26 protein-coding genes, 4 tRNA genes and 1 pseudogene are annotated in these 23,479 nt (G+C 38.9%); 2 read left to right on the top strand and 29 right to left on the bottom strand.

All coding sequences use genetic code 11. The features are described from left to right. Nucleotides 1-54: 54 nt before the first annotated feature. The 9 genes from WC906_01590 to rpsB form a co-directional block, all read right to left on the bottom strand. A tRNA-Trp gene (locus WC906_01590) sits at nt 55-125 on the bottom strand. Nucleotides 126-269: 144 nt separating this feature from the next. Beyond that, nucleotides 270-425 carry a 50S ribosomal protein L33 gene (rpmG, locus tag WC906_01585; protein ID MFA5777109.1) on the bottom strand — a complete coding sequence of 52 codons (156 nt, stop codon included), beginning with the start codon at nt 423-425 and terminating at the stop codon, nt 270-272. Nucleotides 426-507: 82 nt separating this feature from the next. Further along, nucleotides 508-580, bottom strand: a tRNA-Thr gene (locus WC906_01580). Nucleotides 581-594: 14 nt separating this feature from the next. Further along, a tRNA-Tyr gene (locus WC906_01575) sits at nt 595-677 on the bottom strand. Nucleotides 678-692: 15 nt separating this feature from the next. Further along, nucleotides 693-765, bottom strand: a tRNA-Thr gene (locus WC906_01570). Between the two features lie 51 nt (nt 766-816). Beyond that, nucleotides 817-1,476, bottom strand: coding sequence for a tetratricopeptide repeat protein (locus WC906_01565; GenBank protein MFA5777108.1), 660 nt, complete (start codon nt 1,474-1,476; stop codon nt 817-819). 69 nt (nt 1,477-1,545) lie between these two features. Continuing rightward, nucleotides 1,546-2,322 carry a regulatory iron-sulfur-containing complex subunit RicT gene (gene ricT, locus WC906_01560; protein MFA5777107.1) on the bottom strand — a complete coding sequence of 259 codons (777 nt, stop codon included), beginning with the start codon at nt 2,320-2,322 and terminating at the stop codon, nt 1,546-1,548. A 96-nt stretch (nt 2,323-2,418) separates the two neighbouring features. Continuing rightward, nucleotides 2,419-2,997, bottom strand: a complete 579-nt coding sequence (locus WC906_01555) for a translation elongation factor Ts (GenBank protein ID MFA5777106.1) — start codon at nt 2,995-2,997, stop codon at nt 2,419-2,421. A 121-nt stretch (nt 2,998-3,118) separates the two neighbouring features. Next, nucleotides 3,119-3,919 (bottom strand): 30S ribosomal protein S2, encoded by an 801-nt coding sequence (rpsB, locus tag WC906_01550; protein MFA5777105.1) that lies wholly within the window; start codon nt 3,917-3,919, stop codon nt 3,119-3,121. A 351-nt stretch (nt 3,920-4,270) separates the two neighbouring features. On the opposite strand from rpsB, the pseudogene rpmE reads away from it, so the two are divergent. After that, a pseudogene (gene rpmE, locus WC906_01545) lies at nt 4,271-4,504 on the top strand (50S ribosomal protein L31). 238 nt (nt 4,505-4,742) lie between these two features. Here the strand turns inward: rpmE and WC906_01540 are convergent. The 7 genes from WC906_01540 to atpA form a co-directional block, all read right to left on the bottom strand. Beyond that, nucleotides 4,743-5,303 carry a hypothetical protein gene (locus WC906_01540; GenBank protein MFA5777104.1) on the bottom strand — a complete coding sequence of 187 codons (561 nt, stop codon included), beginning with the start codon at nt 5,301-5,303 and terminating at the stop codon, nt 4,743-4,745. A gap of 86 nt (nt 5,304-5,389) precedes the next feature. Beyond that, nucleotides 5,390-5,824, bottom strand: coding sequence for a carbonic anhydrase (locus tag WC906_01535; GenBank protein MFA5777103.1), 435 nt, complete (start codon nt 5,822-5,824; stop codon nt 5,390-5,392). 108 nt (nt 5,825-5,932) lie between these two features. Continuing rightward, nucleotides 5,933-6,367, bottom strand: coding sequence for an ATP synthase F1 subunit epsilon (gene atpC, locus WC906_01530; GenBank protein MFA5777102.1), 435 nt, complete (start codon nt 6,365-6,367; stop codon nt 5,933-5,935). Between the two features lie 129 nt (nt 6,368-6,496). After that, complete coding sequence (gene atpD, locus WC906_01525; GenBank protein MFA5777101.1) at nt 6,497-7,891, bottom strand: F0F1 ATP synthase subunit beta; 1,395 nt, start codon at nt 7,889-7,891, stop codon at nt 6,497-6,499. Between the two features lie 570 nt (nt 7,892-8,461). Next, a complete protein-coding gene (locus tag WC906_01520) occupies nt 8,462-8,815 on the bottom strand; it encodes an endonuclease domain-containing protein (protein MFA5777100.1) in 354 nt (117 codons plus the stop codon). A gap of 122 nt (nt 8,816-8,937) precedes the next feature. Then, nucleotides 8,938-9,897 (bottom strand): ATP synthase F1 subunit gamma, encoded by a 960-nt coding sequence (gene atpG / locus WC906_01515; protein ID MFA5777099.1) that lies wholly within the window; start codon nt 9,895-9,897, stop codon nt 8,938-8,940. A 135-nt stretch (nt 9,898-10,032) separates the two neighbouring features. After that, nucleotides 10,033-11,532, bottom strand: coding sequence for a F0F1 ATP synthase subunit alpha (atpA, locus tag WC906_01510; protein MFA5777098.1), 1,500 nt, complete (start codon nt 11,530-11,532; stop codon nt 10,033-10,035). Nucleotides 11,533-11,787: 255 nt separating this feature from the next. Here atpA and WC906_01505 point away from each other — a divergent pair, with 255 nt between their 5' ends. Next, a complete protein-coding gene (locus tag WC906_01505; protein MFA5777097.1) occupies nt 11,788-11,997 on the top strand; it encodes a hypothetical protein in 210 nt (69 codons plus the stop codon). Nucleotides 11,998-12,278: 281 nt separating this feature from the next. Here WC906_01505 and atpH read toward each other — a convergent pair whose 3' ends face one another. The 13 genes from atpH to WC906_01440 all read right to left on the bottom strand — a co-directional run. Then, the gene (gene atpH, locus WC906_01500; GenBank protein MFA5777096.1) at nt 12,279-12,680 is read right to left on the bottom strand and encodes an ATP synthase F1 subunit delta; all 402 of its coding nucleotides are present in this window, start codon (nt 12,678-12,680) and stop codon (nt 12,279-12,281) included. Between the two features lie 90 nt (nt 12,681-12,770). After that, entirely contained in the window at nt 12,771-13,259 is a 489-nt protein-coding gene (atpF, locus tag WC906_01495; protein MFA5777095.1) for a F0F1 ATP synthase subunit B, read from the bottom strand. 134 nt (nt 13,260-13,393) lie between these two features. Continuing rightward, nucleotides 13,394-13,633, bottom strand: a complete 240-nt coding sequence (locus WC906_01490) for an ATP synthase F0 subunit C (GenBank protein ID MFA5777094.1) — start codon at nt 13,631-13,633, stop codon at nt 13,394-13,396. Nucleotides 13,634-13,725: 92 nt separating this feature from the next. Beyond that, nucleotides 13,726-14,550: a FoF1 ATP synthase subunit a gene (locus tag WC906_01485; protein MFA5777093.1), complete on the bottom strand. Its 825-nt coding sequence runs from the start codon at nt 14,548-14,550 to the stop codon at nt 13,726-13,728. Further along, nucleotides 14,534-14,803 carry an AtpZ/AtpI family protein gene (locus WC906_01480; GenBank protein ID MFA5777092.1) on the bottom strand — a complete coding sequence of 90 codons (270 nt, stop codon included), beginning with the start codon at nt 14,801-14,803 and terminating at the stop codon, nt 14,534-14,536. The genes WC906_01485 and WC906_01480 overlap by 17 nt, the downstream gene beginning before the upstream one ends. 196 nt (nt 14,804-14,999) lie before the next feature. Further along, nucleotides 15,000-15,830 carry a TatD family hydrolase gene (locus WC906_01475; protein MFA5777091.1) on the bottom strand — a complete coding sequence of 277 codons (831 nt, stop codon included), beginning with the start codon at nt 15,828-15,830 and terminating at the stop codon, nt 15,000-15,002. A gap of 4 nt (nt 15,831-15,834) precedes the next feature. Further along, complete coding sequence (gene metG / locus WC906_01470; protein MFA5777090.1) at nt 15,835-17,253, bottom strand: methionine--tRNA ligase; 1,419 nt, start codon at nt 17,251-17,253, stop codon at nt 15,835-15,837. 6 nt (nt 17,254-17,259) lie between these two features. Further along, nucleotides 17,260-18,486, bottom strand: a complete 1,227-nt coding sequence (locus tag WC906_01465; protein MFA5777089.1) for a lytic murein transglycosylase — start codon at nt 18,484-18,486, stop codon at nt 17,260-17,262. A 90-nt stretch (nt 18,487-18,576) separates the two neighbouring features. Next, entirely contained in the window at nt 18,577-19,263 is a 687-nt protein-coding gene (locus WC906_01460) for a 50S ribosomal protein L25 (GenBank protein MFA5777088.1), read from the bottom strand. Between the two features lie 24 nt (nt 19,264-19,287). After that, nucleotides 19,288-19,608 carry a hypothetical protein gene (locus tag WC906_01455; protein MFA5777087.1) on the bottom strand — a complete coding sequence of 107 codons (321 nt, stop codon included), beginning with the start codon at nt 19,606-19,608 and terminating at the stop codon, nt 19,288-19,290. A gap of 390 nt (nt 19,609-19,998) precedes the next feature. Beyond that, nucleotides 19,999-20,457, bottom strand: coding sequence for a hypothetical protein (locus WC906_01450; GenBank protein MFA5777086.1), 459 nt, complete (start codon nt 20,455-20,457; stop codon nt 19,999-20,001). Then, on the bottom strand, nt 20,454-21,494 hold the full coding sequence (locus WC906_01445; protein MFA5777085.1) for a hypothetical protein: 1,041 nt from the start codon (nt 21,492-21,494) through the stop codon (nt 20,454-20,456). The genes WC906_01450 and WC906_01445 overlap by 4 nt, the downstream gene beginning before the upstream one ends. Continuing rightward, a partial coding sequence (locus WC906_01440; GenBank protein ID MFA5777084.1) for a lamin tail domain-containing protein occupies nt 21,481-23,479 on the bottom strand: 1,999 nt, incomplete at its 5' end. The genes WC906_01445 and WC906_01440, both read right to left, overlap by 14 nt.

Here is a 23,479-nt window from a genome sequence, read left to right as displayed (position 1 = left end):
AAAAGTTAGAACCTAAAAAGAGGCTTCTGAAAGCCTCGATTTAGTTAGATTTTGCACGGGTGGAGAGAATCGAACTCCCGCTGGAGGTTTTGGAGACCCCTGTACTGCCACTATACGACACCCGCAGATCGGAATTTCTAAATCCGAATTTCTAATTTCTAAACAAATCCCAATTATCGAATGAATAAATAACCAAAATTGGACATTAGACATTCAGACATTAGTAATTGATTAGAAATTAGGTCAATTAGAAATTAGAAATTTTCAATCTATTTTACTTCCTTATGCAAAGTATTTTTTCTGCAAAATTTGCAATATTTTTTAAGCTCCAGTTTCTCTTTGAGCTTCTTCTTGTTTCTCGTTGTAAAATGAGTAATGTTTTTGCATTCGCTGCATTTCATTTTCGCAATATTTTCTCGTGCCATATATTATATTTTAGCTTTTAGTTTCATTAGCTTTCTGAAAAACTATCGAAACTATAAAAACCATTCTATTAATTATTCACTGAGCCGCCTGTCAGACTTGAACTGACGACCTTTTGCTTACAAAGCAATTGCTCTACCAACTGAGCTAAGGCGGCTTATTGATAAAATGTGGGCAGGGAGGGATTTGAACCCCCGTAGACCGAAGTCGGCTGATTTACAGTCAGCTGCGATTGACCACTCCGCCACCTGCCCAATTTGAAACCTCTGAGCCGTTGTCCGGATTTGAACCGGAGACCTACTCCTTACCATGGAGTTGCTCTACCAGCTGAGCTACAACGGCATTATCCAGCAATAACCAGCTGAATTACAACGGCATTTTATTTTAAAGAATCTATCTCGACAAGCCGCCAAAAACAATCTTTTGAAGTCTTTTTGTTTTTATCTTGGCTCTCCTGCTTCCCGGACTTAATTTTAAAACTTCTTCAAAACAAGCCAGAGAATCGTTAAAATTTCCAATTTCAATATAATAATCTCCGAGACGTTCATAGGCTTCAATATCCTTCGGATTGAAAGCAATCCTCTCAATAAGCGCTTTTTCAAATTCATTTCTTACTTGAATTCTCGAATCCGGATGAACAGCTTCCTTGCTTATCATCGGCTCAATTTCAATTTCCGTTTCCTCTATTCTAGTAGCATCTCTTCTCACCGAGATATTATCAACTCCAATTTTCATTTCTTCTTTTTCCGGCCTTGGCGTATTGCTAATCCTATTCTCTCTTTTTTCTTTTATTGAGTGAAACCAATTGTCAGTCTTGTTGTAGAATCTGAGTGAAAATAATTTGAAACGTTGCATTATTTTTTCGGAAATCTTGAGAATAAACTGGGTAAAACGAAAAAGTTTTTGTTTTTCAATCTGAGCGCCTCCGATTTCATTTCTTTTCTCCTTTAGGATTAATTCTTCCGCGATTTTAGCGCTTTTCCTGAAAAGAAAAAATATCAGAGCAGCTAGGCTCAACACGATAACAATTGGTGGAATAATGTAGCTTAACATTTCTATTAATTATTTTCACCCTGTTAAATCCTGCCTCGGTAGAACACCCTTGGTGCATTCAATAGGGTTTTACTTAATTTCTTCTTTTTTAACTATTTTTATTTTTCCACCTTCCATTCTAAGCTTAACTTCCTGCTTAACAACATCCAGCTCCAAAACTTGCCCTTTTCCTTCTTTGATTCTTGCGACACTTCCAATTTCCGGCATTCCAGAAAGTATTTCTTGATATTGCTTCGCTTCATACGAAAGACAGCACATCAGCCTTCCGCATACGCCAGAAATTCTATCTGAACCCCTGCTAGCCACCTGTTGGACTCTCGCCATTTCAGTGGAAATGCTGGGAATATCTCCAGGAAATTTAACACAGCAAAGCTCTCTCCCGCAAATCCCGCATCCTCCCAATCTCCTTGCTTCATCCCGAGATCCGATTTGAAGCATTCGAACGCTCCTATGGAAAATTTTCGCTAAAGTTTTGACTAATTCCCTGAAATCAACCCTTTCGTCTGCTGTAAAAATAATAACCACATTGCTTCCATCCAAGCCGATTCGAGCATCAATAAGTTTCATCTTAAGCTCCAGTCTTTTTATTTCACTTTTGCAAACCTTTAGCAGCTCTTCTTTCTTTTCTTCATTTTTTTTAAAAGCTTCAATATCCCGAGGAGTTGCAACCCTGACAATAGGCTGTCCTTTGTCATTTTTAGTTTCAACTCCGATTTCTAAAACATTTCCAAGATCATTGCCAAATTCACCTTCTATAATTACTTTATCGCCTTTAGCCAGATCAACATCCCCAAAACACAATCGTGGATTTTCCCAACTATATAAACTGACTAAATATTTTGCCATTTTCTAATCGTTCTGATCGTTCTATCGTTTTGCTCGTTTAATTCGTTAAAATTTCAGCAACTTCAACGCCTTTAACGCTTAGAACGCCTTGAACACTTACAATTCGTATCTCACAAATTCTCCTACTTGAATATTTTCTCCGATTATTCCAATTTTTTCAGCGATGAGCTCTCCGACAGTAATATCGGAATTTTTAACAAAAGACTGCGTCAGAAGCGCCGATTCCTCCCTGAATTTTTTTTCTTTTCCGGCCATTATTTTTTCCAGCATCGTTTCCAGTTTCCCTTCGTTCTTGAGCTGCTCGGTCCAAATTTCTTTTTCTTTATCTACAAGTTTCAAAGAAACATCTTCCGGCTTCAAAAATTTTGGATTCATTCCTGCAATATGCATACAGATATCTTTGGCGAGTTCCTGAAAGTCGGAATTTCTGGCTACAAAATCAGTCTCGCAAAAAAGCTTAATCATTACCCCGATTCTATTATTAGAATGAATATATGAAGCTACGATTCCTTCTTTGGCCGTTCTTTCGGATTTTTTCACAGCCTTGGCTTGCCCGCTCTTCCTCAAGAGTTCAATAGCTTTTTCTTCATCTCCATTGGCCGCTACAAGCGCTTTTTTAATATCAACCATTCCTGCTCCGGTTTTTTCCCTGATTGTTTTTATTTTTTTAAGCATACTATTGAAAATTTTAAATTCTTAATTTTAAATTTTAAATGAAACGTCAAATGAAAAATCTTAAAATTTAGTCATTTGTAAACTTAAAATTGAATTAAAATTTATAATTTAAAATTTATAATTATTTTGCTGGTGTTTCTTCTTTTACAACCTGTTTGCTCTCGATTATCGCTTTGCAAATATAGCTCAGCATCAGCCTTACAGATGATATTGCATCATCATTGGCCGGGATCGGATAATCGACAACCGTCGGATCAACATTGGTATCAGCCAGCGCAATGACTGTAACTCCCGATTTCCTGGCTTCTTTTATGGCCAAATCATTTTCCTTTATATCGGTTACAAAAATCGCTCCCGGAAGATCTTTCATGTCTTTTATCCCTCCCATTTTAATCTCCAATTTATCAAGCTCCTCCTGCATCTTCATCTGTTCAAACTTAGTATATTTTTTGGCTTCTCCCTTATCAATCGTCTCCTTGAGATCCTTAAGATATTTTCCTCTTCCTCTGATAATCTTAAAGTTTGTGAAAGTTCCTCCCAGCCATCTTTCCGTTACGAAAGGCATTTCGCAAAAAATCGCCGCTTCCTTAACAATTTCTTTGATTTGTTTTTTTGTTCCGACAAAAAGAATTTCTTTCCCCTCGGATTTTACTTTTTTAATAAACTCCAGAGCTTCTTTTAATTTTTCTTCAGTTTTTTGAAGATCAATTAAATTAATTCCTTTCCGAGTGCCGAAGATATATTCATCCATTTTTGGATTTCTTCGGGACTTTTGATGTCCAAAATGAACACCTTTTTTAATCATTGTTTCCATGCTTAATCCCAGATCAGAATAATTCAGGTTAGCAAAATAATCCTCTTTGGAGGATTCATTCTTACTATCCTTTGCTTCTGCGGCCTGGATAGGCTTGTTTTCTTCCATTGTATTGTTTACCTTAATAATTACAACTACTTTCTTCTTTTAACGGCCCTAAACCCCGAGTATTCGGGACAGGAAGGAGCCCGGAAAAAAGTATGTTTATTCTGTTAAATCGCTGCGAAGCAGAAATATTTAACAGGGATTTTCGTGCCTTAGCGGTACGTATTACAGTATATCAGAAAGGCGCCCCTTGTCAATTCTGACCTTATATGATAGACTAATCGAGTTAAAAAGCTAAAAAGTTATAAGGTTATAAAGTTATAAGGTTATAAAGTTTATGAAATTTCCAAGGGAGACGAGGTTGAAACTTTAAGAACTTTAGGAACTTTACAAACTTTATGAACTTCGATATTTATGAAAAAGGGAATACATCCAAAATACCATGATGACGCAAAAATAATCTGTTTTTGCGGAGCTGAGCTTGAAACCGGATCGACTCAAAAGGAAATCAATGTCGAAATTTGTTCGCAGTGCCATCCTTTTTATACCGGGAAAAAGAAGATGTTGGACTCCACTGGGCGAGTTGACCGCTTCAAGAAGATGGCTGAAAAAGCTGCAGCCAAGAAAGAAGCTGCCAAAAAAACTAAAGCAACAAAATCCGAAGCCGAAAAGAAACCCACCGACGCTAAAGCTAAGGCGGGCAAGCCGGCCAAGAAAACGAAGAAATAATTTTTCTAGAAATTATAAAATTTTCAAAAAGCTTCCGACATTCGGAAGCTTTTTTGCATTCAAAAATTAATATATTTTACTACAGTATACTGTAATACTGTAGTATATTTTGCAGAAATAAAAAACCGCTGGGCGAACCATGCGGCGAATAAATCCATTACTCTAACATACGATTAATAAAGAAGGCATTGCCGTCAGCAGACAGCTTAACAGCATAACCCGTTTCATCATCGCATCCTTTAAAAATAGCAGGAGGCGCTACGGGCAAAGTACCACTTATCCAAAGTTTATATTTGCGGCTTAGAGCCTCCAGCTCATCGGCAAAAGTTTTTACCTTTTCCATAAAAGTAGCCTGCTTCCATGGCAGCTCAGGCCAAACAAGCTGCGCTTTTTCCAGAAAAAAATCAATTGTCGTTTCTTTTACCTTTGGTTCATGGGTGAGATCTTCTTCTTTAATTTCTTTAATGATATATGCTTCTCCCTCAACGAAAGGCTCAACAAAATCAGCTTCTGAAATTTCTCCTCGCCCATCCCATATTTTTCCCTCGGAAGATAGTACTCCTGCGTGAATAATAACGGGATCAACAATTAGGCCAATAAGAGGCCAGCCAAGACCACGATGCAGAGCCAATGCGAAGTTATAGCATTGACCATAAATTGATGAGCTTAGCATCAAGCGAAAATCAGATGTGTCTATTTCTTCAATTATAGTAGACATAAGCTATAATCCCTCCTCGTTTCTAATTGTTTAAGAACCGACAAATGTATGTGTTTAAAACATCTCTCTATTTGTTCTAAATTATCTTATAAAACAATAAATTCTATATTTTCCCCGCCATCAATTAACTTCGCATAAGCAAGAATTACTTCCTTATCCGGATATTTTTCTAAAATTTTATCTTTCGCTTTTTGAAGTTCTTCTTCGTGAAATTTCTGTTCAGCCTCAATGTCGCCGTTGAATTTAGAAGATCCGCCATACGCTCCGCAATCCTGATGATTTACAATAACTATCTTTTTCACGTGATGCAAATCGCAAGGAACACTCACGCATCCCAGCGCCAAATCATTTCCTTTATTGATGGCCTGGGCTGCTCCCGGAAGCGATGGAAAATCAAAACTAGTTAGATTTAATTCTTTTTCCGCAAATTCCAAAGTCTCTTTCCAAAAACGAAAATCGATGCAGCAAAGAACGACTGCCTCACAAGAATGAATATTTTTATACTTATATGATGTTTTCACAATATAATTGTCATCTTGAGCGAAGTTATTCGCCGCGAATAACGTAGTCGGAAGATCTAATTAGATTCCTCGACTCGCTATCGCTCGCTCGGAATGACATCTAAAAAATTATTCTAAGCTAATACCTCTTTTCGTGCGATGCTTTCTGGCAACCTTAATCCTGTTTGATTCATGCTCGATTGCCGCTGCCACTCTGGCATATTCCTGATCATCCATCGTTTCTCTGGTTTTCATAAGTTCTTCCGCTCTGGATTTGGCTTTTTCCGCTTCCTCGACGTCAATCTCTTCGATTCGTTCCGCTGTGTCAGCCAAAAAAACTAGCTCATTTTTATCAAATTCAACAAAACCGCCGGAAGTTGCCAACACCGTTTCCTCGTTTCCTTTTTTGAAACAAATTTCTCCTGCTTTGAGCGAAGCGATATACGAAGTATGGTTAGGCAAAATCGTAATTTGCCCATCAGTCACCGGAAGCGTCACCTGATCAACCTCATCCTCAAAAGCCGTCTTCTCTGGTGTTACTATTTTAAAATGTATCTTTGGCATAAATTTACAATTTTCAATTTACAATTTTCAATGAATTTTCAATTTTCAATTATTTAATGTTTGAAAATTTTTTCATTGTAAATTTATTGTAAATTGATCATTGATCATTGAAAATTGCGAGTTAAAAAACTATTTTTTAATCTCGCTAATATCCCCTTTCATATAGAACTCTTGTTCCGCCACCCCATCATATTCCCCATCCAAAATTGCTTTGAAAGCTTTGACAGTATCGGCTAGTTTCACATATTTTCCCGGTGTTCCAGTGAATTGTTCCGCCACAAAGAAAGGTTGAGACAAAAATTTCTGAATCTTTCGGGCTCTGGCAACAGCAATTTTGTCTTCATCGGCCAATTCTTCCATTCCCAAAATGGCAATAATATCTTGAAGATCTTTGTATCTTTGAAGTACTTGCTGAACTCCGCGAGCCACTTGGTAGTGTTCTTCTCCGACAATATTCGGATCAAGAATCGTTGAGCTGGAATCCAAAGGATCAACCGCCGGATAAATTCCCAGCTCCGATAAAGGACGCGATAACACAACTGTTGAATCCAGATGTCCGAAAGTCGTCGCAGGAGCGGGATCCGTAAGATCATCGGCCGGAACATAAACGGCTTGCACGGAAGTAATAGATCCTTTTTGAGTGGAAGTAATTCTTTCTTGAAGTTCACCCATTTCTTCAGCCAGTGTCGGCTGGTAACCTACTGCGGAAGGAATTCGTCCAAGAAGCGCTGATACTTCGGAACCTGCCTGCGTGAAACGAAATATATTATCGACAAATAGCAAAACATCTTTTCCTTCGTCATCGCGGAAATATTCGGCCATAGTCAAAGCGGAAAGCGCAATTCTCTGGCGAGCTCCGGGCGGTTCATTCATCTGACCGAAAACCAGACAAGTCTTGTCCAAAACTCCTGAATCTTTCATTTCGTGATACAAATCATTTCCTTCACGAGTTCTTTCTCCGACTCCGGCGAAAACCGAATATCCTCCGTGCTCCTGGGCAATGTTTCGAATGAGTTCTTGAATAACCACCGTCTTTCCCACTCCCGCTCCTCCAAAAAGTCCGACCTTTCCACCTTTCACGAAAGGACAAATGAGGTCAATAACTTTTATTCCGGTTTCGAAAATTTCCGTCTTGGTAGATTGATCTTTGAATTTCGGAGCTTGGCGATGAATCGGATATTTCTTTTCAGTTTTCACTTCTTCTTTCCCGTCAATCGCTTCACCCAAAAGATTAAACATTCTTCCCAGAGTTTCTTTTCCCACTGGAACTTTAATGGCGTCACCGGTACTTGCTACTTCCATTCCTCGAGACAATCCATCGGTAGAACCCATCGCCACCGCGCGGACTTTATTTCCGCCCAGATGCTGATGAACCTCAAGAACCAGTTTCTTTCCATCTTTGAGACCAATTTCCAAAGCATCGTGAATCCTTGGAAGATTTTCTCCAAATTCAACATCCACCACCGGCCCAATTACTTGCACAATTTTTCCTGCATTAGACATATAACTTTTCTTTATTGTCATCCTGAGCGGAGTAATTTCGCCGCGAAATTACGCAGTCGAAGGATCTAATTAGATCTCTCGACTCTCAGCCAGCTGGCAGATTGCTCGAGACGACATAAATCTTCAATTAAATATTAACTGCTAAATATTGCCTTATTTCGGCTAATATTCACTAGCTAAGATTCAACTATTGACTTTTGATCTATTTTGGAGTATAATTACAGATTGAGTTAGTTAAACATCTGATTCACAAAATACAACCAGTAGGAGGAGCCTCATGAAAATGACCTTGACAAGAGCAATAATATGTGGCTGCATCATCGCAATAATTGCGTATCTTGTTCAAATTCTTTTTCCGGTTAGCCCCCTGAAAACGAGTTTGATAATCGGTTCGTGGGCATTTGGTGTTATAGCTTGGATAGCTTGGATTAAAAATCCATAAATTCCAAATCTATAACATGCGATAAGGACTATCAATCAACAAAATAACGTTGATTGCTCTGGTCCTTTTTTTATTTTCAAAACTACTCACAAAACTCAAATTCTTTAAGTTTTGAATTGTGGCTTTAAACGTTAGAACTCCCTCTCCTCCTAGGAGAGGGCTGGGGTGAGGTAAATTGTTTCTTCAATTTTCAAAAATACTCCATCCAAATTATTATTCACATCATTATTCCAAAATATCAATACTCTAAATCCTAATTTTTCTAAAAACTTACTTCTTTCTTTGTCATATCTTTCTTGTCTTTCCTCTTTGTGTTGCCAACCATCCAATTCTATTATTATCTTTTTATCCAAACAAATAAAGTCAACTATATATTTTCCTATCGGGTACTGTCTTCTAAATTTCAAATTTTTAAATCCCCTATTTCTCAATCTTGACCAAACAATTATTTCTTGCGGTGTTTGATTTTTTCTTAGTTTTTTTGCTTTGTCTAAATTGCTCATAGACTTTCAGCCTTCATTTACCTCATCCGCCCGAGGCGGGCACCTTCTCCTAGGAGGAGAAGGAGAAATTTTTTAACTCCCTCTCCTCCTAGGAGAGGGCTGGGGTGAGGTCGATTGAGGGTTCAATTTTCCAGTGCTGCTCTTCCGGCTGAAATTTCGGAAATTTCCTGCGTAATCTTGCTTTGCCTGATTTGGTTGTACGCCAACGTGAATGCGGCGGCCATGTCTTTTCCGGCTTCGGTGGCGTTTTTCATTGCAATCATTCGGGCGGATTCTTTTGAGGCATTTGATTCCAGAAGCGCGTGATAAATCTGCATCTCAATGAGGCGCGGGAAAATAAAATTCAAAACTTCAGCCGGACTTGGCTCAACTTTGTATTCCACTTCCGGTTCCTCGAATCCATATTCCTTCGCCAAGACATCCATTTCCAAAAGTTGTTTCTCCAAATCCACTTTCGATATCGGTAAAATTTGCCTGACTTTGACTTGCTGCTTGATTGCTGAAATATAGTCGGTGTAAACCACCACTACCTTGTCAAAAGTTTTGTCCAAATATCCATCCATTGCAATTTTCGCGAGTGGTCTCACATCTTCCACCATCGAATAGTATGTTAGTTGCGGAAAACTAGCGATAATTTCCTTGTCCATCTTTCGCAAAAACTTTTCCCCCTTTTTCCCAACTGTCACAAAATCTATTTTTAATTTATCAGCCGAAACTTCCGGATCAATTTTTTTGAATCCAACTCGATTGGTCATCAGTTTTTCCGGATTTTGAAGTTCTTCTCTGATTTTTTTGAGTATCTGAGTGTTGTATGATCCGCAAAGTCCTTTGTTGGAAGTCACCAAGATTACCAAAACATGTTTCACTCTTCGCACCGCCAAAAATCCAGACTTCTCTTCTTTGAATGCGCGTGATAGGTTTTTGAGAACGCTCCACGCGCTGTGAGCATAGGGACGAATATGCAAAACGCCTTTGACTGCGCGCCGCATTTTGGCCGCCGAAACCATCTCCATCGCCTTGGTAATCTTGGCAGTGTTGGTTGTCGACTTTATTCTTCTTCGAAGGTCTTTAATCGAATTCATAATATAATTTTAGAACCCCCTCTCCTCCTAGGAGAGGGCTGGGGTGAGGTCGATTGAAGGTTTTTTTCTTCCCTTCAATTTACCTCATCCGCCCGAGGCGGGCACCTTCTCCTAGGAGGAGAAGGAGTTTTTAATTTATTTTTGCATTTCTTTAAAACTTTTTATTGCTCCTTCGAGCGCCTTGACCACATCGTCAGTTAGTTCTTTCTTCTCCGCAATGAGCGTCAAAACTTCTTTCTTTTGTCCGTTCATAAACTTGTGGAATTCATCTTCCCAAACTTTCAATTTATCTACATCCACATCATCCAAAAATCCATTAGTCAGTGCGTAGAGAATCGCCACTTGATTTTCCACTGCCATCGGCTGATATTGTCCTTGCTTCAAAATTTCCGCGGTTCGCTTTCCTCTTTCAATTTGAAATCTGGTTTTTTCATCGAGATCTGATCCGAACTGGGCAAAAGCTTCCAGTTCCCGATACTGCGCCATATCCAATTTCAGTTTTCCAGCCACTTTTTTCATCGCTTTGATCTGCGCGGCGGATCCCACCCGAGAAACAGAAATTCCCACATTAAGCGCCGGCCTCATTCCTTTGTAGAAAAGATCGGCTTCCAAATAAATCTGTCCATCAGTAATAGAAATAACATTAGTCGGGATATAAGCGGAAACATCTCCGGCTTGAGTTTCAATGACCGGAAGAGCGGTAATCGAACCTCCGCCCAGTTCCTTGCTCATTTTCGCGCTTCTTTCCAAAAGTCTTGAATGCAGATAGAAGATATCTCCCGGGTAAGCTTCGCGTCCTGGCGGTCTTTTGAGGATAAGAGAAACCTGGCGATACGCCCAAGCGTGCTTGGAAAGATCATCATACACCATCAGAACATCCAATCCTTTATCCATAAAATATTCTCCCATCGCGCATCCGGCATACGGAGCGATGTAGGAAAATGGAGCCGGATCAGATGCGCCAGCCACCACCACGATCGTGTACTCCATTGCGCCTCGCTCTTCCAGTTCTTTCACAATTCTAGCTACTTTTGATTTTTTCTGTCCGATTGCCACATAGACGCAAACCATATCCTGTCCTTTCTGATTGATGATAGTGTCAATTGCAATAGCAGTTTTTCCGGTCTGGCGGTCGCCGATAATAAGTTCGCGCTGGCCCCTTCCAATCGGAATCATCGCATCAATCGCTTTGATACCAGTCTGAACCGGTTGGTTAACCGAACTTCGAGCAATAACGCCGGGAGCAATTTTTTCAATCGGATAAAATTCATCGGCCTTGATTTCTTCTTTTCCATCAATCGGCATTCCGAGCGGATTTACCACTCTTCCGATGAGTTTTTCTGTAACTGGAACAGAAAGAATCTTTCCGGTCGATTTCACTTCGTCGCCTTCTTTAATGTCCGTATATTCACCCAGAATCATCGCTCCAATCCGGTCTTCTTCAAGATTGAGAGCCACTCCGAAAACGCCATTCCCAAATTCTAACATTTCCGAAGCCATGCAGTTGGAAAGTCCGGAAACTCGGGCAATACCATCTCCGATTTCCATTACTTTTCCAACTTTTTCGGTCGCAACCTCGCTCTTAAAATCCGCAATCTGCTTTTTGAGTTGCTCGATGATATAATCCTTGTTCATATGTTAGCATGTCATTCCTGCGAAAGCAGGAATCTACACTTTCGTTAACTTGTGATTTTACGATTCCGTAGATTCCGGGTCAAGCCCGGAATGACAATAAATATTTATTAAATTTTAACTGCTAAATATTGGCTTATTTTGACTAATATTCACTAGTTAAAACTCAACTATTGACTTTTTCTCTGTTTGGTGCTATAATTGCCCATTGAGCTGAATTTAGGCTCAAAATTATTCCCCGAAAAAAAGGAGGCTATCATGGATATCTATTTCGGAAACCTAGAGATTGGAGATGAATTTAAGACGAAAGGAGCAGAGGCATATGCACCTTTCACTAAGATCCAACCAATGATGAAATTCGGGCTTCATCAGTCGGGAAAATCACTTATCGAGTCACGGGAAATCAATGCCACCTGTGGCGAAGATTACTATTCTTTCGCACAGGATACTCCTGTTGTGAAAGTCTAAATTTCCAATGGTCATACCCGAGGTCATTTGTTGGACAACCGTCCAACATTTGGCCTTTTTTTATTTTTCCAAAGAACTTTTTTTAAAAACTACTGTTCAAAACTCAAATTCTTTAAGTTCTGAATTGTGGCTTTAAACGTTAGAACTCCCTCTCCTCCTAGGAGAGGGCTGGGGTGAGGTCGATTGAAGGTTTCAAGTTCGTACTTCCCTCAAATTTACCTCATCCGCCCGAGGCGGGCACCTTCTCCTAGAAGGAGAAGGGGTTTTTAAATTATTCTTTTTTAACTCTCTAATTTTTTCTTCAAATCAGCCAACTGCCTTTCAACGCTTCCGTCCATCACTTCATCCCCAACCCTTACAATAATTCCGCCTTTAATATCTGAATCAATTATACTCTTTATCTCAACATTCTTCGTATTGTATTTCTTTCCAACAAATTTCTCTATCTCAACTCTCAATTCTCTATCTAATTTCTCCCGGCTTGCTACTTCTGCTTCTACAATTCCTTCTTCCTTGTTCCAAATATCTCTGAATTTGCTGATTATGCTATTGATATTTTTAATCTGATTATTTTTCGCCAAAACTTTCACAAAATTAGCCACAATTTCATTAATCTCGCTTTGAGATTTTCCTTTCGCTGATTCATACAGCGCGCTGGCATATTGTGTATTGGATATTTTCATAAATATTTGTTATTCCTGCGAAAGCAGGAATCTACATTCCCGCATATCGCTAGCGTAGATTCCGGGTCAAGCCCGGAATGACATGAAAAATTATTCTATAGCCTTCTTTATTATCTCCCTGTCCTTTCCGCTATCCATCTTCTCATCAATCACTTTTCCCGTTGCAGCCACGACTAAATTGGCTATTTCAGATTTCACTTCACTCATCATTTTCTTTTTTTCTTCCTCCAACTGCTTCTGGGTATTAGCCACAATTTCTTCCGATTTTTTCTTGGCTTCATTTAAAAGATCTTCCTTGTTTTTCAAAGCTGTTTTGTCCGCCACTTCAATAATAGCCTGCGCTTCTTTCCTGGCCTTACTCAAAACTTCTTTTTCCCTTTCTTCAGTTTCCGTAAGTTTTTTGTTAGCTTCCTTGGCATCCCTCAGTCCTTTTTCTATTTTTTCCGTTCGGTCATTCATCACTTTAACGAGAGGTCCGTAAGCGAATTTGTACAGCACAAAAAGCACAATAGAAAAATTAACTATCTGCGCGATTAATATTTTGTAATCAATGTGAAATGTTCCGATTAGAGCGTCCATAAGTAACGAATTCTCGCGAATAACAAAACAATTTATTCGAATATATTGTTTTTGACATTCGCAATTATTAGCATTTTAATATTCTCACGATGACTCCCATTTTATTGGGAGCCAATAGATAATACTAGTTGCTGCTAGCTGATTGTGAAAGCCACTACCAAGGCATAAATTGCGATTGCTTCAGCAAAAGCTGCCGAGAGAAGCATCGGGGCCAGAATTTTTCCGGCTGCTTCAGGATTTCTTCCGATTGATTCCATCGCTTTTGCTCCAATTCTTCCAATTGCCAAAGCCGGGCAAATGGATCCGATTCCGATTGCCAGAGCTTTTGCGATCATAGTCAGATCGAGAGCTGTTTTTACTGCTTCTCCTTCCATAGGATTTTGCTTTTATTCTCAAGTCGACAATAATTTTTTGGTTTTTAACGTCGCTTGATGAATAAAATATTATTAAATAATTAATTTCAAATTTAATGTTCTTCTGTCGCTGTCGCCATACTCATAAAAACCAGAACTAAAATAGAGAACACCAGCGCCTGGACTAATCCGACAATAATTTCCAAAAACATAAAAGGCACCGGGGTTAAAAATGCAAAAATAGCCATCATCGAAACCAACAGAACTTCACCGGCAAAAATATTCCCAAAAAGCCTGAGCGACAGAGAGGCAATTTTTGCCACTTCTCCCACTATTTCAATCATGCTGACAAAAGCCTTAATCGGATTGACCAGCAGAATATTTTTGTCCTTTTTGAATTTTTTGGGGATTTCTAAAAATGCCTTGACATTGATAAATCTATTGAAATAATTCCAGCCTCCAACCATCATCGCTCCAAAAACATGGATAGCTACTACCGAAAACAAAGCTAATGCCAAGGTAGTATTAAGATCAGCGGTTGCTCCCCGGAACATCGGGATGAAAAACCTTTCTCCATGTAATTCTTCAATAAAACCGATCGATCCGACAAAAGGCATCAGTCCCAGATAATTATTAACCAGAATAAATAAAAACAATGTCAGACAGATTGGAAGCAATTTCTGTGATTTTTTTCTGTCTCCGGTAATGCTATCGGCAAAACTCAATGCGCCTTCCAAAATTGTTTCGAACATATTTTGGACTCCTCTGGGAATTTTTTTTATCTTTCTTCCTGCCGCTACAAAAAATAATAATAAAATTATTACCGCCAGCCAGCTATTGAGTAAAGCGTTGGTAACGGTAAAACTTCCGATGTGAAAAATCGGTTCGGCAAAAATCGTGGTCTCATGTTCTATTTCGTTGTTATTGTTTTCCGCCATTTTTTTTCTTCTTTTCGTCTTCAATGATCTTATTCATCATCGCTTTTGCCTCTTTAACTATCCCCATTGATGAAATAACAAAAGCGACTCCGACACTCGCCAAAAAAATCCAGGGAGCAGTGTCGTATTTTTTGTCCAACCATCTTCCAACGAAGACAGCCACAATTACCGGTCCGGCAATCCATCCGGAAAGTCTGGCAAACATAACCATACCCGGCTCCCACCACGGTATTTTTTGTTCATCGTTATTCATTCCTTTTTCATTGTTTAGTAATTTGCAAAAAATGTCAAGGGTCAAAAACCCGAAATTGCATTATATAAATAATAGCTCGAATAAGCCTTTTTGTTTTTTGGAAAATGGGGGTTTGTCATTCCTGCGAAAGCAGGAATCTACGCTTTCGAAAATTCGCCAGCGTAGATTCCGGGTCAAGCCCGGAATGACATAGCAGTTATATTCCTAACAATCTTCTCGCATTTTCTGTCGTTGATTTTTCCACTTTTTCTATGTTCACCCTTTTAATTTCCGCAATTTTTTCGGCGACATATTTAACATACATAGACTCGTTTCTTTCGCCTTTTCTAGGAACCGGAGCTAAATACGGACAGTCGGTTTCCAAGAGCATATTTTTTAAATCAATTTCCTTGATCAGACGATCGTAACTTTCTGAATAAGTTATGATTCCATTGAGTCCAATTTTATATCCTAATTCAACAAATTTTAGCGCAGTTTTATGTCCACCCACAAAGCTGTGAATGATTCCCCTTCTGACCGCTGGATTATCCTTCAAAATTTCATAAAGGTCTTCGTAGGCATCCCAACAATGGATCATTATCGGTTTTTCGACTTCATTAGCCAGTTTAATTCCCTGAATAAGAACCTCTTTTTGTTTTTTCTTTAATTCTTCTCTGTCATCTCCCTCTTCAAAATGATGATAATCCAACCCCATTTCTCCGATTGCCACTACTTTGGAATTTTTGGCCAGTTCCAAATATTTTGAATACTCAAAATCTTCTCCGTTAGTTTTTATTTCCACTTCCTCTAATTCATTGTCGTCCTTGTAACTAAAATTTATTTTTTGCAGATGCAACGGATGAATTCCAACGGCGGCATACACGCCTTCTTTATATTTTTCCGCCATCAAAACCGCCCGCTGGCTGGTTGAATACTGCGATCCGACATTAATCATCCAGATATCGTTATCCAGAGCCCGCTTTACTGTTTCATCCGCATCGCCTTTAAATGCAGAGAAATTTAGATGCGCATGAGTATCGATTAACATAAAATTATTTTATCCTTTGAAATAACATCACCGGTTCTTTGGTTTCCAGCGCTTTTTTCATTTTTTCGGAAGTTTCAGGAAGAAAGGGATCAATGAGATTTGAAACCAGATAGAGATCGCGAATCGGTTTTTTCATTACTTCTTCAAATTTCCCAGCATCCGATTTGGCGAGCTCCCAGGGCTTATTTTCTTCAATGAATTTATTGTCCTCCCGGATAACATTCCAAATGTGATCAACTGCCTGGCTAAATTCCAGCGTATCAATCCAATTTTTGAACTCATCTCGAAACTGAAAATTTTCTTCCTTGAATTTATCAATTAGTCCATCGCTAAGCTTTACAACCCTTGAAACCAAATTTCCAAGTCCATTGGCCAAATCAGCATTATATTTTTCAGTCATTTTTTCCCAGCTAACATCGCTGTCTTCTCCAAAATTTCCACCCATACTTAAAAGTAAATATCTCGTCCCATCAATTCCAAATTTTTTCACCATCTCCTTGGGCGAAATAACATTGCCAATGCTTTTGCTCATCTTTTGTCCATCAACCACAATAAATCCGCGAATAAAAATTTGTTTTGAGTTTGGAATTCCGGCTGACATCAGCATCGCTTGCCACATTGCTGATTGCTGGCGCAGATTATCTTTTCCGGCAATTTGCACCCCGGGCCACCATTTCTCAAAATTTTCCATATCCTTCGGCCAACCGATAGCTGTAATATAATTTATAAGCGCATCAAACCAAACATATATTACATGATCCGAATCACCAGGAACTTCGATTCCCCAAGGCATTTTTTCTTTCATCCGGGAAATGGAAAAATCTTCCAGCCCCATTCCCACAAAACTTTTAATTTCATTAAACCTTTTCTTCGGCAGGACAAATTTCGGATTTTTTTCATACAAATCCAAGAGTTTTTGCTGATAAGCAGAAAATTTGAAGAAATAATTTTCTTCCTCGATACATTCGATTTCCTGGTCCGGATGAAGCGGGCATCTTCCATCCACCAATTCAGAATCGGTCTTTTCCAGCTCGCATCCGACGCAGTATTTCACTTTGTAATTTTTTTTATAGATGTCGCCATTCGTTTCGCATCTTTTCCAAAACTCCTGCGCCGCTTCAATGTGTTTTTTGTCGGTCGTCCGGATGAAATTATCGAAAGAAAGGTTAAGCAAATTTTTTAGATCCGCATAACCTTCTGCCAGTTTATCACAATAATCCTGGGGCTTCATTCCAAGCTCTTCGGCTTTTCGGAAAATTTTGAGCCCATGTTCATCTGTTCCGGTATTAAAAAATACCTCGTCGCCCAGTTCGCGATGAAATCTTGCCAACGCATCCGCTTGAATCAGTTCTCCGGCAAATCCAATATGCGGATCCGCATTGATATATGCCAGAGTAGTGGTAATGTAAAAATTATTTTTCATAGAATATTAACTTCCTAATTTTGATTCGTAGTTATCCGCCCAATAGAGAACTTTCTCGCAATACCAGTTGTATTTTGACGAGGTTGTTCCGGAAAGATAGAGTTTTGCCGCATTGCATTCTCCTTTTTTGGATGTCGCCCCGCCTCTGGCAAGCTTCAGCCCCATTGCCATTACTCCGTCAGTCAAATTCCAGGGATCAGGAGGGTTGTGTCCGGTTCTAGATGCAATTGAGCTTTTGTATCCCATCCAAGTGTCAGGCATAAACTGCGCCACTCCCATCGCTCCTCCGGTTCCTGTATATCCGCTCGGGGGGCAGGAAACCTTTCTTTTTTCCCATTTGTAATCTAATTCGCTGCAAATGCTTTTAAACACTTTCAGCCTATTTCCGCTCATTCGGCTGTCCTTAGCGTAGCATCCTCCGGTAAATCTTCCAAGATCAGACTCAACTACTAGCATCCCCAAAATAAAATCCTTGCGGACTCCTGAAGCTTTGGAAGCAAACTTGGCTGCGTCTTCAACGTCCTTGGCGTCATAAGCTTTTCCCAAATATCCCGACAAGTTACTCCTCAACTTGGAAAGTTTGGCATTGAGTTCTCCCAGTGTAGCCTCTTTTTGATTTATATCTCCTTGAGTTTCAGCTTTGTCTGACAAGAGGATGGATTTTTGATCCTCTTTCATATCCAAAAGCTTCTCATGATCCAGCCTATCTTCTTCAATTTCCTTGGCTTGAGCCTGAACATCTTCTTTCGACTTTTTAATATCTTCGACTGTATCGTAAACTTTTTGATTCAATGTAATGATATGGTCAGCTTCGGAGAATATTTTGGAAAGATCATTTTCATTCAGCATAGAATACAATACAGGCTCTTTTTGATTGTAATAGAATTCTTGAAGAAGATTTTTGAGAACTTCTTTTTGAAGATCCATTCTTCCTGACAAAAGATCTAACTCTTTTTTCTTCCGATTTATGCTTTCCGTTGCTTCCTTGATCATTGCTTCGGTTTTATCAATTTGAGTTTGAGTAGAATAAACTGAGCTACTGATAGCGTTAAGATTTTGGTTGAGCTTGCTTAAGGCATCTTCCTGTTTCTTAATGTCTTTTTCGATATCATTAATGGAATCTGCAGCCAAAACAAAATTGCTTCCAGCTAAAATCTGATAGCCCAAAAACCCAGCAACCATAAAAATTGCTGCAATCAATGGCAGAATTTTACTTTTGTTTTCTTTAATCACTATTAAATAATAGCATTTTTTGGAAAATTTATCAAAAAAAGCGGACTGTCCGCTATTGCGGCGGACAGTCCGCTAAATAAAGTTCAACTTTTATTTCTTCTCTTTTTTATCTTCCTTCTTATCTTCTCCTTCTTCCGCCGGAGTTTCCTTAACTACTCCTTCGACTTTCGTCACATCTTCTTCAACCTTTTCTTCAAGAGAAGCCAGTTCTTCTTCGCTTCTTGGCGCTTCTACCAAAGCCACAGTCATTTCTTCATCATCCAAAACCTTTACATTGTCGGAAATATCAAGATCCTTGATTTTTATGTGATCATCGAAAGTCTTAATCTTGGAAATATCGACAGTAATTTCGGATGGCAGATCGGCTGGTAGACAGCTGATTTTTATTTCATCCAAACTTTTTACCAGCATACCGCCCAATTCTTTGATGGCAGGAGATTCTCCAATAAATTCCAACGGGATATTGGTTTCTATTTTTTCATCCATCCTGACCTGGAAAAAATCAATATGAGAAAATTTTCCGGTCATTGGATCAACTTGAATGTCATGCACCAAAGCATTGACTTTCTTATCTCCGATTTCCAATTCAATCACCGTGCTCTCGCCGGCTTCATTATAGGCTTTTTCAAATTCCAGATATTTTACCCAGATATTCTGAGCTTTTATCTTGTGGCCATACATCACTGCGGGAATCATCCCATTCTTTCGAAAAGAATCCAGTTTTTTGCCATTGCCAACTTCTTCTCTTGTCTTTGATTTTAGATTAACTTTTTTCATAATACGGAAATTTTAAAAAATAAATTATATAAATTCGCTTATTCCTCCTTTGAAATTTTTCAAATATTCATGAACTTCAATCACATTATCAGCGGAAACTTCTTCGCTCTTGAACAATTTTTTGGCTTCTTCTCTGGTCAAATCGGTTAGCATTCCAAGGCTCACGATCCCCATTTTTCCGGAAGAAATAAAGACTATCGAGGAAATCTTACAGCTTTCACAAGTTACATGAAGCGTCGTCCTGTTCATTTCTTCTTCCAAAACAAGAACCTTGGTTTGGCCGTATTTCTTCTCGCAAATCGGGCATTTTGCCAAATTATCCAAATTGTTAATTGATGGTTTCATACTCCTATACTACAGCAACCACCAGACTTTTACAACATCAAAAATGATACTATTAAAATTTAACTATGTCAAGATAAAAAAATGAGGCAGAGTATACAGCGTACACTCTGCCTTTAGCGATCCCTATACTGCTACGCCTGCGCCGCCTCTTGCCGCCGTGCACAACTAATTCTGGAGTAAATCCAGAACCGCAGAAAGAATAATCCCCAAGAAATGATAGCAACTGTCCAACCAACACCCCATTCGCCTGATACGGCGACAAGTGGGGAAATAAGACCGCAACCAAGACAAATCCCAACAAACAGAATGTCAATCCTATTGGCCATTTTTCTCCCCATCATGCACCCCCTTTTTTTTATTTAATTCTAATGCTGGTATATCACAATCTTATTATCCTGTCAAGCTTTTTTTGCTGAAAAAATAGAAGTAAAAACCATAGATGATTATTCCCGATTCCAGAATAACCGCCGGAAACCAGGTATTTGATCTGGAAGAGTCTAAATTATCCCAAACATAAACCGCCAAAAAAGTGAAGACTGCCTCCCAAAACCATTGCAGTTTCTTTTTTTTGCCAAATTCGAAAGAAAGATTGAATATCAAAAGAAATAGGTAGGCTCCGAACAAGAGCATCCAAAAATTTTGGGAATAAACAGCTTCATTGTTATTCTTGTCAATCTCTAATTTATTTCCATTAATTTCTTCTGTGTTTCTTTCGGTATATGCCGCCTCATCATCAATCCGAGGAACAACTTTGACCTGAGATCTCTCTTGCGAGGCCAAGGAGGAATTTAAAAATCCGAAAAGCGCCATTGCCAATAACAAGCAAACTATAAAGTGATTTATTTTCATAATTCATTTCTGCCGATTTCCTCCTTTTTCAGCTTCTTCTTTATCCAAGATAGATAAACAAAGAAACTTAAAATAGCGATAATTAAAATTGCATACGGATACCAAGCATACAGACGGCATTTTTCAAAATAATACCAGACTAAAAATATTCCAGTTGTCCAAACCAACGGCAAAAACCAGCGAACTTTTTCTTTTAGCTTGTAATGGAAATTAGTATTAAGGACGACGACGTATCCGATAAGAATCAGAATCCAAACCCAAAACGGCCATTCGGTGCATTTCGTTGTTGACGCTCCCAATTCCAATTCTTTTTGTTTTTCCATTTCTTGATTTCCCTCAGGAATTTCTGCCCCTCCTACGATTCCAGCTGTTTGCGTTGTTCCAGCTAATCCAAGAGCTCCAGATACCACTGCAGTTTGCGTTTGTGTAGTTCTTGCTGCATGATGCCGATTGTGTCCATCATCTCCGCCATCATCATCCTGAGCTTGCGTGTTATTGGAATATATCCCCATGGAAATATCGAACACTGTCGAACTATTTTGAAAATTTTTGTCTTCCGTCGCCGGATCAAATGTGAACAAAATTTGATATTGAAAAGTCGAATCAACTATTCCGTAAATTGTGTCAAAAACAAAAGCGCCGTTGTTATTGTTGGGATAGGTCGGATCGACATAAATATCATAAAGTTCTTCCAGCGGTTGTTGGGTTGTGCCATTGGGAAGAATCACTAATTCTCCATTTTTATAAACTTTTTTTATACTAACCAGCATTTTTTTCGACAGATCATAAGACTGGCTCACCATTTCCTTGGCATCAAATCTTATCATCAAAGTTTCACTTCTCCCGCCATCGCTTAGCTTGGTGACTGTAACGGGTCTTGAAAAAGTATCACCCGGCAAAATATTATTTTCGATTATAATCGGTTCGGTCGGTAAATCAGTATCGATATTAGTCGCAGCAAAAACTCCAGCTGGAACAAACGAGAGTCCCAGAATAAAAATCGCGCTCCAAAAAATATTTTTTCTAAATTTGTTCATTAGTTTCATTTGTTATCGTATTATCAGGTTCTTCTTTTTTATTTTCAATTCCTGTTTCTGCTTTTAAAATATCTTTTTTATCCGCATCGCCGGATGAATCATTTTTAACCGAATCATCGCCGACTGTTTCTGCCCCGACTTTATCCGCGCCAATAAACTCTTCACTGGCAGGATTTTCTTTGACTGAATCCAGAATTACAGGTGGAATTTTATCACCCGTTAAAACATTTTGTTCTCCCAGCATCTTCTCTGTTTCTTTCAACATTTTATCAAGCTTTTTCTTTTCTTCCTCTTTTTTCATTTCAAGAATATCCATCAGCGCGGAGTTCTTTATCTTCTTATCGCCTATTTCTTTTATCATACCAACATATTCCAAAAACACCGGGGTACAAATTTCCTCCTTGCTGTTTTTTTCCAAATTTCCTTCCTCATTGAAACATTTTCCATATGTCAGCAATTTGAAACCGTCCAGCTCCTTGTCCAACAATTTATTTTCTTCTCCCGGTGTGGCTTGCGGATCGATCCAAGGCCCAACCGCATCGGGGAATCTGGCAATTGATTTTCCAGGAGTAGTTTCGCTAAAAGCATGAGAATCTTTTATCAATCCCTTTTCGTCAATAAGTTGTACTTCGTCGCCACTATCTTTCAAATCAAAATCCTCATCGCCATTACGATAAACTACCAATCTTTCACCTCCGGAAATCACCGTGCTTCCGCTACTAGTATTGTTGTCTTTTATCTTTAAAGTATTGCCGCCTTTGTCTTTCAGTGTCCAGTCTTTTAAGTCTATTGAATACTCGCCATAATTATATAATTCTATCCATTCTCCGCCCGACATTTTGGCATCATCTTCACCAATAGGATCAGGCATAATTTCATTCATTACAACTGTATGCGGATTGGTTCCCGGATTTGGACTGGAAAGATTTTCAAAATCATCCTTAATATTTAAATCTTTTCCAGCTGGTTTTCGCGCCAGAGAATGACCTTCAGCAACATCAGAACAAGCAGGATTAAGAGCAGTGGCGTCTGACCCATAGCTCATCGCATCAATTTCTTTATCACTACTGTCCCTCAAAATGACTCTGTCGCCATCGTTAGCCAAACCATTACCAATATCAACGCCTAAAACGATTTCTACAGCGTTTCCGGGAATTGTCCAATGCCCCCAAGTAGAAACGTCTTTTGTAACAACTGCGTATCCATTGGCTGGAATAATATCCAGGTCTGAAGTTGAAATAGTTGAACATCCATGGTTATCGCATAGCTTCCAATTTTTCAAATTAACCGCACTAGAAGTTGGATTGTAAAGTTCCACCCATTCGTTGTCCGGTTCTGTTCCATGAGAACCATCTACGTCATAATAAACTTCATTGACCACTAAATGATCGGCTATATTGGTCCAATGTTCGGATTCAATCTTGCTGGAAAGAGTTTCTGTGTCTGTAAATCCGCCTGCTCCATAGGCCAAACTGCTTTGCCATGATTCAAATTTTAAATCAAAGTTGCAAGTTTTATCAGCTAGACTTTCGTCGTTATCCGTCAATTTGGTGGTAAATTTCCAATTAGTTTTAGCAAGGTTGTCCGTTGTCGAAGAAATATAGCTACTCAAAGCCTTATAGTTGTCATCCAGATCGTCCTTTATTTCTAATTTATCACAGATATTGCCTGAAATATTTTCTACTGTTACTCTATATTTCAGATTAATAGTTCCGCCATTTGAGAATACCGCTAATCTTGTCGCTTCTTTTGACGGAGAAACTTTGGGAGAAAAATCTGCACTGCTAATAACTGAAGAGATAAGAGTTCCCATTGAAAATCCATTTCCTTCGCTTTTTTCCTCATCCAAAAATCCGGCGTTGGTTCCGCGCATCACCACAATCCCGGCAAAAAAAGACGCAACCAAAACACATATTCCGATTTTATCAATCGATTTGAAAATCCTTCGGGTAATTACTGATTTATATTTTTTCTTCTTTTTTTTC

Source organism: Parcubacteria group bacterium, from assembly GCA_041657845.1.
Classification (GTDB): domain Bacteria; phylum Patescibacteriota; class Minisyncoccia; order Moranbacterales; family JAKLHP01; genus JAKLHP01.
This window is presented reverse-complemented; position numbering and strand designations above follow the sequence as displayed.